The sequence below is a fragment of the Telluria mixta genome (assembly GCF_029223865.1).
In the GTDB taxonomy this organism is placed as follows: Bacteria; Pseudomonadota; Gammaproteobacteria; order Burkholderiales; family Burkholderiaceae_D; genus Telluria; species Telluria mixta.
The window spans coordinates 4665568-4681798 of record NZ_CP119520.1 but is presented as its reverse complement, the minus strand read 5'-3'; the positions used below and the strand labels follow the sequence as shown (position 1 = coordinate 4681798).

Annotated in this window: 15 protein-coding genes and 1 pseudogene; 5 read left to right on the top strand and 11 right to left on the bottom strand. The window is 55.1% G+C overall.

Translation table 11 applies throughout. The features are described from left to right. The first annotated feature begins 13 nt into the window (after positions 1 to 13). The 4 genes from moaA to P0M04_RS20885 all read left to right on the top strand — a co-directional run bounded on the left by moaA (position 14) and on the right by P0M04_RS20885 (position 4198). Entirely contained in the window at positions 14 to 994 is a 981-nt protein-coding gene (gene moaA, locus P0M04_RS20895; RefSeq protein ID WP_259447198.1) for a GTP 3',8-cyclase MoaA, read from the top strand. A gap of 105 nt (positions 995 to 1099) precedes the next feature. Further along, a complete protein-coding gene (locus tag P0M04_RS20890) occupies positions 1100 to 2788 on the top strand; it encodes an AMP-binding protein (protein ID WP_259447199.1) in 1689 nt (562 codons plus the stop codon). Further along, a complete protein-coding gene (locus tag P0M04_RS32905; RefSeq protein ID WP_371877885.1) occupies positions 2703 to 3146 on the top strand; it encodes a TetR/AcrR family transcriptional regulator in 444 nt (147 codons plus the stop codon). The genes P0M04_RS20890 and P0M04_RS32905 overlap by 86 nt, the downstream gene beginning before the upstream one ends. Positions 3147 to 3184: 38 nt before the next feature. Further along, entirely contained in the window at positions 3185 to 4198 is a 1014-nt protein-coding gene (locus P0M04_RS20885) for a glycoside hydrolase family 3 C-terminal domain-containing protein (RefSeq protein ID WP_281042058.1), read from the top strand. 586 nt (positions 4199 to 4784) lie between these two features. Here the strand turns inward: P0M04_RS20885 and P0M04_RS20880 are convergent. The 11 genes and pseudogenes from P0M04_RS20880 to P0M04_RS20830 form a co-directional block, all read right to left on the bottom strand. Then, entirely contained in the window at positions 4785 to 5312 is a 528-nt protein-coding gene (locus P0M04_RS20880; RefSeq protein WP_259447200.1) for a hypothetical protein, read from the bottom strand. Continuing rightward, a complete protein-coding gene (locus P0M04_RS20875; RefSeq protein WP_259447201.1) occupies positions 5305 to 7548 on the bottom strand; it encodes a hypothetical protein in 2244 nt (747 codons plus the stop codon). The genes P0M04_RS20880 and P0M04_RS20875 overlap by 8 nt, the downstream gene beginning before the upstream one ends. A 9-nt stretch (positions 7549 to 7557) precedes the next feature. Further along, the gene (locus P0M04_RS20870; RefSeq protein ID WP_259447202.1) at positions 7558 to 9465 is read right to left on the bottom strand and encodes a hypothetical protein; all 1908 of its coding nucleotides are present in this window, start codon (positions 9463 to 9465) and stop codon (positions 7558 to 7560) included. Next, positions 9434 to 10759 (bottom strand): tyrosine-type recombinase/integrase, encoded by a 1326-nt coding sequence (locus P0M04_RS20865; protein ID WP_259447203.1) that lies wholly within the window; start codon positions 10757 to 10759, stop codon positions 9434 to 9436. Before P0M04_RS20865 ends, P0M04_RS20870 begins: the two co-directional genes overlap by 32 nt. A gap of 227 nt (positions 10760 to 10986) precedes the next feature. Further along, positions 10987 to 11487 (bottom strand): annotated as a pseudogene (locus P0M04_RS20860) (amino acid ABC transporter permease); the annotation flags it as partial. Beyond that, a complete protein-coding gene (locus tag P0M04_RS20855; protein ID WP_259447204.1) occupies positions 11454 to 12266 on the bottom strand; it encodes a cystine ABC transporter substrate-binding protein in 813 nt (270 codons plus the stop codon). The gene P0M04_RS20855 and the pseudogene P0M04_RS20860, both read right to left, overlap by 34 nt. Positions 12267 to 12349: 83 nt before the next feature. Next, a complete protein-coding gene (locus tag P0M04_RS20850; RefSeq protein WP_259447205.1) occupies positions 12350 to 12778 on the bottom strand; it encodes a hypothetical protein in 429 nt (142 codons plus the stop codon). Between the two features lie 36 nt (positions 12779 to 12814). Further along, entirely contained in the window at positions 12815 to 13279 is a 465-nt protein-coding gene (locus P0M04_RS20845) for a metallophosphoesterase family protein (RefSeq protein ID WP_259447206.1), read from the bottom strand. Between the two features lie 4 nt (positions 13280 to 13283). Continuing rightward, positions 13284 to 13571: a DUF378 domain-containing protein gene (locus P0M04_RS20840; RefSeq protein WP_259447207.1), complete on the bottom strand. Its 288-nt coding sequence runs from the start codon at positions 13569 to 13571 to the stop codon at positions 13284 to 13286. A 90-nt stretch (positions 13572 to 13661) separates the two neighbouring features. Further along, complete coding sequence (locus P0M04_RS20835; RefSeq protein ID WP_259447208.1) at positions 13662 to 14309, bottom strand: YcbK family protein; 648 nt, start codon at positions 14307 to 14309, stop codon at positions 13662 to 13664. 105 nt (positions 14310 to 14414) lie between these two features. Then, positions 14415 to 14930, bottom strand: coding sequence for a GNAT family N-acetyltransferase (locus P0M04_RS20830; protein ID WP_259447209.1), 516 nt, complete (start codon positions 14928 to 14930; stop codon positions 14415 to 14417). Between the two features lie 203 nt (positions 14931 to 15133). Between P0M04_RS20830 and P0M04_RS20825 the strand changes: the two genes are divergently transcribed. Then, positions 15134 to 16150, top strand: coding sequence for a sulfate ABC transporter substrate-binding protein (locus tag P0M04_RS20825; RefSeq protein WP_259447210.1), 1017 nt, complete (start codon positions 15134 to 15136; stop codon positions 16148 to 16150). The last annotated feature ends 81 nt before the right edge of the window (positions 16151 to 16231 follow it).

Below are 16231 nucleotides of genomic sequence, written 5' to 3'. Positions count from 1 at the left end.
AGGAGCTGATGAAATGGGAACCCTGATAGACCGCTTCGGTCGCCACATCGACTATCTGCGCCTGTCGGTGACCGATCGATGCGACTTGCGCTGCCAATACTGCATGCCCGAGGGCTTTAAGGGATTTGAAGAGCCCGCACACTGGCTAACATTTGACGAGATCGAACGTCTGGTAAGTATCTTCGCGCAGCTCGGGATCAGCCGCGTACGCCTGACGGGAGGCGAGCCGCTGTTGCGCAAGGGGCTGCCGGAACTTGCGGCTCGTTTGGCAAAGCTTCCGGAACTGCATGACATCTCGCTTTCGACCAACGGCACTCAGCTTGTCAAGCACGGCGCAGCGCTCAGAAGCGCCGGGGTGCAACGACTGAATGTGAGCCTCGATACGCTGCAAGCTGAGCGTTTTCACCAGATTTGTGGACGCCCAGTCTTCGATGATGTGCTTGCGGGGCTCGCTCACGCAAGACAACTTGGTTTCGATCCAATAAAGATCAACATGGTGGCCATGAAGGGCGTGAACGACGACGAAATTGATGACATGGTGTCGTTCTGCATGGACCAAGGCTTTGTTCTGCGCTTGATTGAAACCATGCCGGTAGGGCAAACCGGACGCGACGCACAATTCCTTGATCTGCAGGCGGAATTAGATCGCATCCAGCACAGGTTCGGCCTTCTTGATCAGATTCAGCTCGTTGGTGCGGGACCGGCACGCTACCTGAGTACCGTGGACGGACGATTCAGCGTGGGATTTATCACACCGATTTCGCAGCATTTCTGCGCAAGCTGCAACAGGATCAGGATGACGGTCGATGGCACATTGCATCTGTGCCTTGGGCAGGAAGCACAAGTCGAATTCCGACCGCTCTTGCGCAGTGAGGCGTCAGACAGCGAAATCGTCGCGGCCATTCATCAGGCCATCGAGCTCAAGCCTGAACGGCATGAATTTCGGGAACAGCCGAGCAAGATTATGCGGTTCATGTCGATGACAGGTGGCTGACGAAGTTGGTGTATTCGCGCTAGTCGACAGGGGCTTGTCAGCAAAATTAATAGGAGAGTGAGGCCTGCGTTTAGCCGAGCAATCGCTGAAAAATGAGGACACACCGTGAACAAACGAAAACACCACCACAACTGGTACAACAGCTACCCTGCTGGCATTCCCCACGAAATCGACGTCACCGAATTCCACTCTATCGTTGACGTCTACAACAAGTCGGTGTCGCAATACCGGCACCGCCCCGCCTACAGTAATTTTGGTAAGACCATTACCTATGGTGAGCTGGACTTGATGGTGCAGCGTTTCGCCAACTACTTGATTTGCGAACTGAAGCTCGCCAAGGGGGAGCGAATCGCCATTATGATGCCTAACTGCCTACAGTATCCGGTGGCGCTGTTCGGCAGTCTGTTGGCAGGTTTGACTGTCGTAAATGTCAATCCGCTCTATACGCCAAGGGAACTACGGCACCAAATGAAAGACTCTGGCGCGTGCATCCTGGTTGTGGCAGATAATTTCGGCCGTACGGTTGAGGATGCCGAACTGGGCAGTCCGCTACGAAAAGTCATAACCACCGGACTGGGAGATCTGCTTGGTTTCCCGAAGGGGGCGTTGGTCAACTTCGCAGCTCGCTATGTAAAGAAGGTAGTTCCAACCTATACTTTAAAGAACACGATCCGGTTCAAGGAAACGCTCGATGTCGGTGCCGGATTTCCTGCCCCGTTCGTGAGCCACTCGGCCGACGACCTGGCATTCCTGCAGTACACTGGTGGTACCACCGGTGTCTCGAAAGGGGCTGCGCTCTCCCATCGCAACATAGTCGCAAATATGCAACAGGTGGCGGCCTGGGTGTCAGGCAATGTCGAGATGGGCAAAGAAACCGTGGTCACCGCACTACCGATGTACCACATCTTTGCGCTGACGGCGAACTGCTTGGTGTTTCTGCGAGTTGGCGGGCACAATCTCTTGATTACGAATCCGCGCGACATGCCGGGATTTGTGAAGGAGCTGTCCAGCGTCCGCTTTACGGTGCTGACCGGCGTCAATACCTTGTTCAGCGGATTGCTGAACACCCCTGGTTTCGAGCGCCTTGATTTTTCTGAACTTCGTTTGACGATTGGCGCTGGCATGGCGGTCCAGCGTTCGGTAGCGGAACGCTGGAAGACGATTACCGGGACGCCTCTTATCGAAGGCTACGGTATGACGGAGAGTTCGCCCGTGGCCACCATTAATCCTTTCGTGGCGGGCGCCGAATTTAGCGGGTCCGTCGGACTGCCGATGCCATCGACGCAGGTTTGTGTGAAGGATCCTGAAGGTAACACACTAGGATGCGACGAAGTCGGTGAGCTGTGTCTGATGGGGCCGCAGATTATGCAGGGATACTGGCAGCGGCCGTCGGAAACGGAAAAGGTCATGGACGAGGACGGCTGGCTGCATACCGGTGATCTCGCTCGTATCGATGCAGGTGGTTATGTCTACATTGTGGATCGGATCAAGGACATGATTCTCGTCTCAGGATTTAATGTCTATCCAAATGAGATTGAAGACGTGCTCGCCGCGATGCCTGGCATTCTGGAGGTTGCCGTCATTGGTGCGCCCAGCGCGAAGTCTGGTGAGATTGTCATGGCGATCGTGGTCAGAAAAGACGACTCACTCAGCGCTGAGGAAGTGAAGGCTTATGCTCGGAAGTACCTGACCGGCTATAAGGTACCTCATGTCGTTGAGTTTCGCGAACAACTCCCCAAGAGCAATGTCGGGAAGATTCTGCGGCGAGAACTACGGGAGTCCATTGCGAAATGAAGAGAGCGGTGGCGGTGCTGGTCCCGCCACTGCTCAATTTCCACCATTCGGAATTGGTCGAGGGACTCCATTTTTTTCTTTGACTCACTGCACCAAAAGAAAAACTAGGTTCGGCAATGATCGTAAATGCAACGACCACAAATCGCCTACACGACCGACAGTGGCGCATGCCGGTCCGAAACGGAATTATGCCAGTAACGAATCCCGAGCAACCCTGGTTCGGGAGGCGACCAACTTGCTCACGGAGCGACCATACGCGGGTACTGGTATTGACGAGATAATTCGTCTCGCCGGCCTTTCCAAAGGGACCTTTTACTACTTCTTCGGCGCAAAGCGGGAGTTTGGCGAGGCAGTCTGAAGCGCATCGCTGTCATTGGCGGCAATGCCGCCCTGGGCGTGCTGTCGGGTGGCGGCTCGTCGCAGGTCACTCCGGCGGGACCGTCTCACATCGTCAGCATGGGCGGCAATACGGAGATCGACGTGCTCACGCGGCGCCAGATCTGGTTCGGACCGGGCCCGCTTGATGCGATCCGCGTACGCACCGGCAAGTCCGAAGTCGTGTTCGACGACGGGCGCTACCCATCCGCTGCGGCCGAACTGGCGCGCAATGCCGACGTGGCCATCGTGTTCGGCACCCAATGGAACGGAGAGAACGAGGACACGCCGGACACCACGCTGCCGCATGGCCAGGATACCCTGATCGCCGCCGTCACGGCGGCCAACCCGCGTACCGTCGTGGTCCTGGAAACGGGCAATGCCGTGTCCACGCCGTGGCTTGAGCAGAGTGCCGCCGTGCTGGAAGCGTGGTATCCGGGCCAGCATGGCGCCGATGCGATCGCCGACGTGCTGTTTGGCCAGGTGAATCCGTCCGGCCGCCTGCCGGTCACATTCCACGCTTCGTTGGATCAACTGCCGCGCCCCCGCCTGCCGGGCTTCGGTCTGCCGCCGGACAGCAGCTACAACATCGACTTCCCCGAAGGATCCGACGTCGGGTACCGCTGGTTTGCCAAGACCGGCGCCAAACCAGTATTCCCCTTCGGGCACGGCCTGTCGTACACGACCTTTGCGGTGTCGGACCTGAAGGTCGAAGGCGGCAAGACGCTCACGGTCAGCTTCGCCGTGAAGAACACCGGTGATCGCGCCGGCGCCGACGTGCCCCAGGTCTATCTACGCTCCGCCGCCGGTAAGGCGCAGACTCGCCTGATCGGGTTCGACAAGGTCGAGCTGGCGCCGGGCGAGCAAAAACGTGTGTCAGTCGTGGCCGATCCACGCCTGCTGGCGAGCTTCGACACTGCTGCGCACGGCTGGCGAGTCGCGGGTGGCGAATACCGGGTCTCCGTGAGCGACGACGCGTCCGATGCTGCCCTCGAAGGCGGCGCGAAGGTGGCAGCGCAGTTGCTCAAACCCTGAGCGCATTCTTAAGGCCGGGCTACTGTCAACGCCGGTCGTGACCGGCCACCCTTGGCCATCAAGCAAGGTTGGGCGGTCACGCGGCTACCGAGGTTGCTCGCCAGCGACCCTCGATCCCGGCGTTGATAATGCGCTTGTCGTCCGCGTGCACACGCTTGGCGACGCCGGCGGCGATGGCACTTTTAGTGTTCGATGTAGCGGCAGGAGTACCTGCCGGCTCTTCGTTTCATGCCAGCATGACAATTCCCCTTAAAAGGGTTGAGGCAGCGAGGCCTCCGAGACGTTGGTGACGTAAGATGGTGCTATATCTTTGTGACGACGTCGAGACGCTCGCTGCGACTGCCTAACGCTCGCGAACCTGCACTTCGGATTGCGACGCCTTTTCTGCACCGGTGCCCGATCTGTCGCGCCCGGATCGCGACTGACCAATCTGATACGGATGGACTTTCGGCCCGATGACTTCGCTGCCTTCCCGTAGCTGCTGGGTAATCAACTTGGACTTCCCCCCACTCCGGTAGACATTTCTGCTTTATCGCTGAACGGTCATCAAAAAATCTTTCTGTCCTTGAATACGCAACCCTTGCAATTAATCAGCTGCAGAATCCGAATCTTTTTGCAATGGTATCACTACAGCTAGCGTCTCATTGAGGCGACGGGCTCCTGCAACGTTATTCGCTTTTGAAACATCTTCTTTCTTCGAAGTCTTCCTTACCACTTTTTTTATCGCCTCAGCTGCTTTTTTGTCAACAGCATCCATTCTTCTAATCATGGCAGCAACCCGCGACGCAGCCACAATCACCATCTTACGCAACTCAATATTTTGTTCCCGAAGAGTACGATTTACATCCTCATAAGAAGTACTAGGACCTTTCGGCTCTTCCAGGCTCTTGATTTTCGCGCGAACTCGCGGATAGGCGCACTTATCGTGAGCAATTAACGTTCTGGCTCGTCCCGCCTCTAGCGCAACTGTTGTCGCGTTTATTCGCAACTTCTTAAGGCGCGCCTTTTTCAATAAATCTGGATGATTTGGCACCCCTTCCTCCAGTCGTTTGAAGGCATCCATTAACTCTTTTTCCACTCCGGTTATAGGTGGGGTAGAACGCAATTTAGGCATGCTCTTTCTCCGTTAGAGTGTCGGGATCTATATTCAACGCGCGCAACATATTCGCAGACTGGGCCACACGCTCCTGAATAATTCGAAACCCAGCCTGTAAGCCATTTGCGCTCAATGCTTCGAACGATTTTTTGTAATCGGTGTACCGTCCAATCCAGAAATCTGCATGGTCACTGTCTACGCCAAAGCACTTGCATCCATTGCAAGCATCGGGTTCCCTTCTGCTGTAGTTCGGTGATTTTCGATTCCAATGCACAGTCCCACCAGCCTCGTGACATTTAGCATCCTTGGGTGACAACCTAATAAAACACTTTCCATGTGGAGACGAGTAAACCTTAATACCTCTCAATTCGCACCATTCTTGAAGATTGTCGATAGCAACGACCCCTACGTTCTCGCCAATGATGTTCTTTAACTCATCAAGCCATTCATCAATCGTCTTTGCCATCCTGCCAGCGACCTTTTCTCTCCCAGTAATAGCCTGATACATAAATGTTGCGGCCGCTCTCGACTGCTGGGAATTACGCTCTCGCATTAAATTAGTATCTGTACCAATATACGCAGATTCGGTCATTGCTATCGAAAGGTGCTTAAACTGCATCGAAATCGCTGGAATCATCTTTCGGTCCGTACGAACAACATACATTGCCCAAGTTTTACGCCACTGATGCGTTTTTACGCACGTACCTTTCGTATTCCGATAAATCGTAAGATCCTCGCCTAGTTTGCTTTGATCTGGGAGTTGGCTCAAGTCTACCTTGTTTGAAACGAAATCTTTAAAAGCCCTCAGCGCCGTAAACCCTTCCCACGGACTTATTGAGGCATTCCAGATCGGCAGCGCACCTCCACTCCTTGGCGTAACAAACAATTTATGGCGACTTTCTGGGTCATTCGAGTTGGCACGCCAAGGCGCAAGTAGTCTATCGACAACCTGTATTGCTCGGTACGGCCCAGGGATAAATTCAGACCCAACCGGTCTAGCTCCAGCAATCCATTCTTCTTTTTCCGGAGCGTCGACAGTTTTAATAAGAGATGACTGCACGAAATAAAGCTCGTTCAGCCCACTTATAGACAACCGCCTGCCTATGGCATTAAATTCTTGGCGAGCGTCATCCTTACCGGAAGGAACAGAAATCAACTCACTAGCACGCATTCCGGTCTCACTTTGCAGCACAATAGCTGCAGCTTGCACAACAGTATCTATGAGGTCACGAATGGCAGCAGTCGGCACTGTATATCGATAAGTGCGGTTTTTCGAAAGGGAACAACGGAGTTTCGGATGCCAAGGTTGCGAATCGCCTGGCTCAACGGAAAATTCGAATGTATTTAGATACATCGCATCTTCATGATTGATGACATCATTAGTGCGATTCGAAGGCGGCCTGTCTTTTGCTTGAAAAACCGACAGGTACATTTCGTGCAGTTTTATGATATCGTCCGCTCGCACACCTAGCCATTTATGAGCTTCAGCCATAATCGGCAAAGCCACCTCATCCGGCAGCGGGGGTATTTTTTTTATGACTTGCTTGGCAACCGCTCTTGCCGCTTTAATGATGCTCTTGCCTTCTAAGGGGTCAAATTCGATAACGGGAATACCCGCTTCGGCCAACGCACCTCTTTGTGTATATATGCGTTTCCAATAAGTGTAGGATTGTCGGATTGCATTAAAGGCGCCTACGGCTGAAGCTTCCTCGCCCACTCGTTCCGATTCGAAAATGTCGTCGTCTTGATCATCACCCTCTTCCTCGCTCTCGTCGCTTTTTTCTATATCCACAAATGCATCATCTTCTAGCGCATCTAACTCTAGAATTTTTTCATTAATTAAATCCTGCGTAAAATTGCTTAGCGACGCACGATCGAGCTGCGAAAAATTTGAATAATCGTTATTCGCCATCCATTTAGCTAGCGTACGCAAGCCACTTGTAGAACTAGCGCTACTGTTCGGGCTAAGTCGTTTGCCAGTTCGAGGGTCGGAAAGTAAAGACCACAACAGGCGTTTAAATGAATTCAAGAGTTCTGCATGATCTGCGCTCGTTAGCCAACTGCCGTTCTCGAGAGCAATCGCCCAGTTGATTCGAGTTTGACCATATCCATCAAGCTCCCAGATTTCATCACTCCAAATACTCTTCGATGACACCGGCATATGACTCGGGTCAATCATCATATGTAACGGTTCCGTGAGCGTTTCACGAATAATCTGACTCGTGCGCAAGTTAAGCAATAAAGATTTAGGCATAGGGATTATTCACTCCGGAATCGGCAATTGCGGAACATATAGGGTTTTTGCTGCCCTTACAGCATCGGAAGTAAAGGAGGGCAGCCACTTCCGCTCAAGAGCCAATTTGACTGCGCCCATCTTCATTAGCCAAGTCTCTGCAGCCATGGCATGTTGTGCACGGTTTATTGCGTCACGTAACGCAATGGCTAACGCAAAAGCCAGCGGTGAATTTAGATCGATGCTTCCTAACGGGCATCTAGGGCAGTGTCCATAGGATCCGCACATCTTCCCCTTTGGCGAAAAAGGACTATCGAATGGATCCGCACATGTCCAACCCGGGGTCGCGCAACTCAAATCTTCTTCTGCACTCCGATCACGGTTCTCAATTTTCCCCTTTGATTCACGCCAACGCTGCTTCATTTGTTGAATTGCGCCCAGACGTTCATAGTCTCTCTGTCGCTTCGCATCGCTCGTATAATGTGTGTATGTAGTTTGCGCATTTTTGTGATTCGCCTGAAGTTGCATCGCTTTCAAATCGTCGCTGAAGACCTCTCCAGTCACATCCAGTACGGTCGGACGAATAGACTGCAAAGTAAACTTCGGAAGCTTATGCTCTTTAATGAACTGGTTTAGCAAAGCGTTCCAAAGACCAGTATCAATGTCGATGACTTCAGACATATTCATACGACTCGAACCAATAAAGATCTTATTCCGAACATCAGGACGAACAAAACTTCTGATGCGAGCAGTGTACTCAACCAAAAATTTATAAAGAAATGCGGGATTATCGGGCTCATCATCGACAGGGACGTAAATTGGCTGCTCGGCTCCAGCTCTGTCTTTAAATGCCTCTATTACAAACCACTCGCCGAATGTGTTATCAAACCTAAAATCGTTGAGAAGCGCCCCACGGATAGTATCTGGATTATACGCAGTTGCAATCGTCATCAAAATAATAAAGGGTACCAGTTGTGATGTTACCGCATGGAACCGCGGACCAATGTCGTTACGAACATTTCCCCAGCCATTATTTTTTGCTGCATTTGCAAGATACCCGGGAAGTTGCGGAGTCGCTAAGATTGGTCCGCCTTCACAGTGTTTATCTACTTCAGTTAAAAAGCGATCTAGCGTCCATTCATTGCCTCGTTTTATTACTTGCGGAAGTGGGCCAAAATTCTCAACAATTTTCTTGGTTTCATAAAACCGATTGACAGTATGCTTGACTAATTCCATACACTTTAACCGGATAATAGTCATGTCTTCGGAATTTATGATTTCCGTAGGATTTCTGCGGCGAGTTTTACCGGCCCAGGGCGGTGACGGCAAATCCAAGTCGGAAGAAATATCGGCGCGCCATTTTTTACTCTGTCGCAAAACTCTTATTAGATCTTTTAAAATATAATAGCTTTTACTTTTGGTTTCAACTGCCAGCGTAGCGTTTCCATCATTATTGACGCGATCCAACCATACGAGGTAGGCATTCATCATTGGAACGTCGATATGAGACAAGGTAATTTTCGTGCGACCCGTTTCAATCAGAAATGCTACAAAACCTGTCCTGAGACGTGTAGCCTCCGATGTTGCCGTACTTCGCCTTGGAGCATTTCCCTGACTCTTCAAATAGGATTCGGATAGCGCCTCAGACAAAAAATCGAGGTCTAGCAAAAATGATAAATTAATCCGTAACGGTCTACCCTTGACAGACGCGCCGGGAAATATTGCAGTAAGAGTATCAGAGCCATTCTCATTACAATCCCTCAACAAATATGGCTCGATTGATAGCGGACTTACTGAGTTTTTTTCGACACCTCCAGTTACAGACAATTTTGATTCATCGTTAGCGGAAAACAAATCATCATAGGCGTTTGCCTCCTTTTCAAAACGCGCGGATTTACGGTTTTTTTTAATTCCCATTATATTTATTCCGAATTCCATCAAATGTCGCGCGATTTACCGAGCGGCGTCTTCCATCAAAATGCGACAAATAAGTATTCATTGTGGTAGACAGCTTGGCATGTCCAAGTTTTGACTGAACCACCTTCCAAGGAGCAGTATTGCCTGCATGGATTTCAGCATCATAAAGCCACATTGCAAACGTGTGACGCAAAGTATGGAACACGTGTAGAGCGTCTTTTGTGAAATAGACTTCGCGTGTGTCCGGATCTTTTTTCTCAATGGTCTTTACTAGACCAGCAGCAAACTGAGCAGATCGAAAGGCGGCATCCAATGTGTCTGAATTAATGGGTTTTCCAGCATGATGTCGGGCATCTACCCCATTCAAAAACAAAGTTACCGGCTCATTTACTCGTTTTTTCAACCAAGTTTTTCGTGCAATTTCCAATGCCGCCGAGCGCTCGTTATCAATATAGTGAATAAGCTCATAGATTAAATATACGGGAATGTCCACATCCCGTGGAACAAGACGTTTCGTTTCCGTCACATGCAAAGAGATGAACTGATCGGGCTCAGCATCAAAAGGAATTTTAGCAACCAAGTCAAGGATCTGATATTTAGTTAACTTTGCTATCTCGTCAACTCGAAGTCCAGAATTTATGGAAAGTTCACAAGCAAGGCGATCTCGCGAAGGTCTTGGGTCATCCATTTGTTTAGACTCAGTTGGAAGCGGCCCGAGTTCACGAGATAAAGTACGCCACTCATCAACAGACAAAAAGCTCGCTGCTCTTCGACGTTTTTTCCCTTTGGAAGGCATCAATCGTGATACTGCCTTCTTGATGGTCCCTGATCGTGTATGCGCAAACTCATCGCTGTCGATAGGTATCGAAATTCGCTTTTCCTCGCGCTCGAAATCAACCCGGCTAACTAAGCCTATGCGGTGCGCCCAATCATAAAAGTCAGATATATAAATCATCCTACGTTTGACAGTACTAGACAGCAACATTTCGTGGGTTTGTGGGCTTATAGTTTTTAAGCGAATATCACGATATTCCACTACCACATCGCTATCGACCGCATTCCAAGGACATTGAATTTGAGAAAGGAAATTCCACCAGTCGCAAAGATCATATGCCACCGCTCTGTGAGTGTGATACCCCCCTCCTTCTCCGCTCTTGATAAACCTATCAACGAGGTATAGCAAAGCTGGTTCGATCACTTCGAGGTTGTCGTCATCTACAAGAAACATGAAGCCTGGTGGTAGTTGATAGGGGTACTCGGGGCAGTCCGAGAACTCCCCAGGCAAGCTTTCGGCTTTGTAAATTGTGATGTTCAACTTCGACTCCGGCTCAAAAACCATGACATCATATGATTCCTACAAGACATTGATACTACTAATGTTTCTGTCTTCTGTAAACACTTTTTGCGCCCGGAAGATAAAAGAAAAGTATGATGAGGATCGGAGCGACGCAAACTGAGACGTGCAGGGGCTCCACTCGACAAGTATCAAAATTTCGAAGCAGAGCGAGCTTCGATTTTGTGAACACTTTAATCCGGTATAATGATCAACGTATTGCTCATCGCGGGCACGGCCGTGCGCAACGCCTGCGGCAGGATCACGAGGCCCAGCGTCTGCGGATACGTGAGGCCGAGGCTGAAACCCGCGTTCCACTGCCCCTTGCCGATGCCGAGGATGGCCCCGCGCAGGCTCTCGGAGAGATAGGCGCCCGCGTTCAGCGACAGCGCGAGGATGCCCGCCGTGACCGGCGTGAATTCGATGCCGATGCCCGGCAGCCCGTAATAGATCACGAACAACTGCACGAGCAGGGGCGTGCCGCGAAACACGCTCACGTACAGCGCGGCCGGCCAGCGCAGCGCTGCCCACGGCGCGAGGCGGAGAATCGCGGTGGGAAAGCCGAGCACGAGTCCGCCGACCATGGCCGCCACCGCGAACGCGAGCGTGTAGCCGGCCCCTGTCGCCATGACGGGCGCGGCCTCGCGCAGCAGGTCGAACAGTTCCGTCAGTGCTGTCACGGCGCGCGCGTCGCGTCGACGCCGAACCATTTGAGCGACACCTGCTTCAGGCTGCCGTCCACACGCACCTCGTCGAGGGCCTTGTCGACGGCCGCATGGAATGTCGGATTACCCTTGCGGAACGCGATGCCCATGCGCTCGACGTCGCCCACGCGCGCGCCGGCGCGGATCGGCAATTGCGAATTCTTCAGCAGGTACGCGACCATCAGGCTGTCGTTGAGGGCGGCGTCGATGCGGCCGAACGCCAGATCCTGCAGGTTTTCCGGCGCGGCCGGATAGCTCTTGACCTCGATGCCGGGCACGGCACGCACCTGTTGCTCGAACACGCTGCCCTGCCCCACGCCGACCTTGCGGCCCTTCAGGTCGGCGAGACTCCGGTACGTCGTGTTCTCGTTGCGGCGCACGATCAGTTGCGGCGCCGAATAGGTGTAAGGCCGGGAGAAATCGAATGCCTGCTGGCGCCGCGGCGTGATGCCCACCTGGCTGACGATGACGTCGTACTTGCCCGCACCCAGGCCGGCGAGGATCGCGGCCCACTCCGTCGTCACGAACTCCGGTTTCACGCCGAGCCTGGCGCAGACGAGTTTCGCGACGTCGACGTCGTAGCCGGCCAGTTGCCCCGTCTTCGCGTCCTTGAAATTGAACGGTGGATACGTGCCTTCCAGCGCGATGCGCAAGGTTCCACGCGTCCTGACGGTGTCGAGCAGGTCGGCCGCGCGGGCCGGCAGCGTCACGGCCGAGAAGACCAGGGTCAACAGCGGGGTCAACAGCAGCGCGCGCCGTGTGGCGGTCGGGAATCGTGTAGGCATCGGCTCAGCTCATCGTACGAGACAGAGCTGATTTAACACCGAATCCTGACTATGCGCAAAGGAAATATTGTCGTAAATATATGCTAAAACTGTCGCCGGCCGTGCTTGCCGAAGTTGTGGCCGGTGACGATCAGCGAGCTCTCCACAAGGGTCGACAGACCCAGCAGCAACTGGACGAGTTTGTCGTCCGGCAGTACCCAGGTCGACCCGGCCGGCTGCTCGGCACCCGTCGCGGCCATGATGAGCGGCGCGATCCAGCTGGCGTCCGGCTCGACGTCGAGAATGACGGCATCCGCCGCCGTCTGCATGTAGACGTCGCCGCCGGGCGCGAGACGGAAGCGCACGCCGACGCCCGTCTCCTGCGGCTTGACGAGCTCCTGCATCGTGCGGTTGTGCTCCTCGATCCACAGTTCGACGTCCTGCGGGGTTTCCAGCGACGTCCAGGGGACGGGGCGGAAACGGGGACGTTCGCTGTCTTTGTTGTCGTTGTTCTGGTTGGCGTCAGGCGTCATGTTGGTAATCGATCAGGCTGGAAGACGGCGCGTATGCTACGGCATTTCCCGGAGCGTCACCAGCTTTACTGCGACGGCATCGCCATCGATGACGAGTTCGGCTGCAGCAATCGGCAGGCTGAACCGCCGCCGCCCGGCGCTGCCCGGATTCACGTACAGCACGCCGTTGCGCTCGCTGCATGCGGGCTTGTGCGAGTGGCCGGACACGACGACCCGCACACCGGCCGCGCGCGGGTCGATGTCGAGTTCCTTCAGGTCGTGGATCGCATACAGCGCCACGTTCCCGAACTCGACGCGGGCCGTCGCGGGTATCGTGCGCGCCCACGGCGCCGTGTCGTTGTTGCCGCGGACGACCGTCAGCGGGGCGATGGCCGCCAGGCGCTCGAGGATCTCCGGGCCGCCGATGTCACCGCCGTGGACGATGTGATCGGACCCGGCGAGAAACGCGAGCGCCTCGGGCCGCAGCAGGCCGTGCGTGTCGGAAATCAGACCGACCCGCATCGGTTCAGTGGGGATGGTGACGGCTCAGCTTGGTCGCCGTATAGATCGAGTACAGGGCCGCGAGGCCGACGACGACATACACGACGCGGCTGGCCGGGCTGCCCGGACCGAACAGCGTGGCAACGACGTCGACGTCGAACAGGCCCACCATCGCCCAGTTCAGGCCGCCGATGATCAGGAGCGCCATGGCGGCGTAGTCGATACCGGACATCGCAGTCGTGCCTTCGCGCACGGAAGCGCGCCGTTCGGGCAGGTGCCGGCGTTCCATCGTGGGTGCGTTCATGGTTGCCATCATGTCCTCCTTGGGGAAAGGTTGGTACGACCACGATAGCAAAAACGGGGGAACGCGTGCGCCGCCTATCCGCTCGGGAATCCGGCCCGCTCAGCCCTTCCAGGTACGGTTGAGGCCTGTGTCCGTATGGATCCAGCCGCCTTTCGGGCCGGAGCGGTAGTAGAAACCGACGCCGCCCTTGCGGAAGCTCTTCACGAGCCCGCCCAGCACTTCCTCGGTGAGGCCGGCGATGCGCACGTCCGCCGCCTTGCCCGACATGTGCAGCGACTGGCGCGCGGCGGGCACGCCCTGCTCGATCAGGCGGTTGTTGGACGCGGGGGTGCGGTAGCCGGACAGGATTTCCAGCGGCCGGTCGAGGCCGTAGCGCGCGACGAACGCCTGCGACGCCCACAGCGTTTCGATCAGCTTCGGGTCGATGGCGATGGCAGCCTTGCCGTTCACGTCGCGCAGCAGATGGCACAGTTCCTGGTAGGCCGAGTCGATCACCTCGCCGTCCTTCCAGTACATGACATTGGCGCGTTCGCCGCTTTGCGGACGGACTACGGACAACGTGCGCGGCTTGACCCAGAAGTCGATGTCGACGACCTGGGCATCGAACAGATCGGGAGGCGGTTCCAGGTCCGTGCCGGGGGCGTCGGCCTGGGAACGGGCTGCCTGTGCATCGACCAGCGGGACGGCGACGAGTCCCAGCGCGGTCAGGCGCAAGCCGTGGTGAAGAAAATCTCTACGGGAAGCCATAACGAACTCATCATTGAAACCCGACTACTATAGCGCAAGCGCCGACAGGAAAAAAGATGAGTTCACGTTGCGTAATGTTACACAACGTTCAAAGCAGGCCTTCGCTCACTGGCTGCAATTGCAAAATTTTTTGCGTGCCGGCACCGTTTCGGCGTCGAGCTGCTTCCACAGGAAGTCGCATTCGAGACCGAAACACGCCTTGTCCTTGCCCGCGTTGACATAGCCCTGGCGCTCGAAAAAGCCGCTGGCGGATCCGGGGCTCTGCATGTGCAGCTTGCTGATGTTCCAGGCGCGCGCCTGGGTTTCGAGTGAGCGCAGCAGCGCGCGTCCGACGCCCTGGCGCACCAGGTCCGGCCGGACATAGCATAACGGTACCTTGCCCGCCTGGTTCACCAGCGCGAAGCCGACCACTTCCCCGTCCTGCTCCGCCACGACGGCATAGTTGCTGGGCGACGACAGCCAACCCAGCACGTTCTGGGTCGTCTTGTTGCCGAGCCAGGCCTGCAGGATGTCGGGACGGCCGCCGTGGTCGGGCACGCAGCCCTCTTCGATCGAATGGCGCAGCAGCCGGCATGCGGCCGGCGCGTCATTCGGTGTTGCCTGGCGAATTTCGATACCCATTGTTTTCAGCATCAACCTGGAAGAAACGATGTTTCAGCGAAGGCCGGACTATACCCCAAACAGAAATTGCCTGCTTTGTGGCGGCCCGGAGCGTATGCATGCCTCATAGGGCGTCTAAGCATATGATAAAAATGTACTTTTGTTTTGCTATTTTTTAACGGATCATCCACCATCCCTAGAGAGTCATTACAAGGAAAAACAATATGGCGATCCCATCCGTTTCCTCGCTGCGTCGTGCGCTGCTGGCGCTGGCGCTCGGCAGTGCCGTGGTCCCGTTTGCCGCACAGGCCGCCGACGTGGAACTGTTGAACGTGTCGTACGACGTGGCACGCGAGCTGTACAAGGACATCAATCCGGCCTTCGTCGCCGAATGGAAAAAGTCGACGGGCGAAACCGTCACGATCAAGCAATCGCACGGCGGCTCCAGCAAGCAGGCGCGCGCCGTCGCCGACGGCCTCGAAGCGTCCGTCGTGACGATGAACCAGGCCAACGACATCGACATGCTGGCCGACCGCGGCCTCGTCGCGAAGGACTGGGCCAAGAAATTCCCGGCCAATGCGGCGCCCTACTACTCGACCATGGTGTTCCTGGTCCGCAAGGGCAACCCCAAGGGCATCAAGGACTGGGCCGACCTGGCCAAGCCCGACGTGAAAGTCGTCATTCCGAATCCGAAGACCGCCGGCAACGGCCGCTACACGTACCTGGCGGCCTGGGGCTCGGTCGTCAAGAAAGGCGGCAACGAAGCGCAGGCGCGCGACCTCGTCGGCAAGATCTTCAAGAACGTGCCCGTGCTGGACGCCGGCGGCCGCGCCGCCACCACCACGTTCACCCAGCGCCAGATCGGCGACGCGCTCGTCACCTTCGAGAACGAGGTGAACCTCGTGCGTGCCGAGTTCGGCAACGACTTCGAAGTCGTGTACCCGTCCATCTCCGTGCTGGCCGAATCGCCGGTGGCCGTCGTGGACAAGGTCGTCGACCGCAAGGGCGTCCGCAAACAGGCGACGGCCTACCTCAACTTCCTGTACACGGAAACGGGCCAGACGATCGGCGCCAAGCACTATATGCGCGTGCGCAACGAAAAAGTCATGAAGCAGTTCGCCGCCAACTACAAGCCGATCCAGTTGTTCACGGTGGATGATGTGTTCGGCGGATGGCGGGCCGCGCAGAAACGCCATTTCGATGACGGTGGAGAATTCGACAAAATTTATACCTCTAAATGAGACAGATCGGATAGTCCGTTCAAAAAGAAGGCCCTGCGGCAACGCGGGGCTTTTTTTTCTTGTAGAATCTTGCCGTTGGAC

What these genes read in the sequence shown, in the direction of transcription:
- moaA (WP_259447198.1), top strand. Translation starts at nt 14, where the DNA reads ATGGGAACCCTGATAGACCGCTTCGGTCGCCACATCGACTATCTGCGC.
- P0M04_RS32905 (WP_371877885.1), top strand. Translation starts at nt 2,703, where the DNA reads ATGTCGTTGAGTTTCGCGAACAACTCCCCAAGAGCAATGTCGGGAAGA.
- P0M04_RS20880 (WP_259447200.1), bottom strand. Translation starts at nt 5,312, where the DNA reads ATGCCTAAATTGCGTTCTACCCCACCTATAACCGGAGTGGAAAAAGAG.
- P0M04_RS20875 (WP_259447201.1), bottom strand. Translation starts at nt 7,548, where the DNA reads ATGCCTAAATCTTTATTGCTTAACTTGCGCACGAGTCAGATTATTCGT.
- P0M04_RS20870 (WP_259447202.1), bottom strand. Translation starts at nt 9,465, where the DNA reads ATGGAATTCGGAATAAATATAATGGGAATTAAAAAAAACCGTAAATCC.
- P0M04_RS20855 (WP_259447204.1), bottom strand. Translation starts at nt 12,266, where the DNA reads ATGCCTACACGATTCCCGACCGCCACACGGCGCGCGCTGCTGTTGACC.
- P0M04_RS20850 (WP_259447205.1), bottom strand. Translation starts at nt 12,778, where the DNA reads ATGACGCCTGACGCCAACCAGAACAACGACAACAAAGACAGCGAACGT.
- P0M04_RS20845 (WP_259447206.1), bottom strand. Translation starts at nt 13,279, where the DNA reads ATGCGGGTCGGTCTGATTTCCGACACGCACGGCCTGCTGCGGCCCGAG.
- P0M04_RS20840 (WP_259447207.1), bottom strand. Translation starts at nt 13,571, where the DNA reads ATGGCAACCATGAACGCACCCACGATGGAACGCCGGCACCTGCCCGAA.
- P0M04_RS20835 (WP_259447208.1), bottom strand. Translation starts at nt 14,309, where the DNA reads ATGGCTTCCCGTAGAGATTTTCTTCACCACGGCTTGCGCCTGACCGCG.
- P0M04_RS20830 (WP_259447209.1), bottom strand. Translation starts at nt 14,930, where the DNA reads ATGGGTATCGAAATTCGCCAGGCAACACCGAATGACGCGCCGGCCGCA.
- P0M04_RS20825 (WP_259447210.1), top strand. Translation starts at nt 15,134, where the DNA reads ATGGCGATCCCATCCGTTTCCTCGCTGCGTCGTGCGCTGCTGGCGCTG.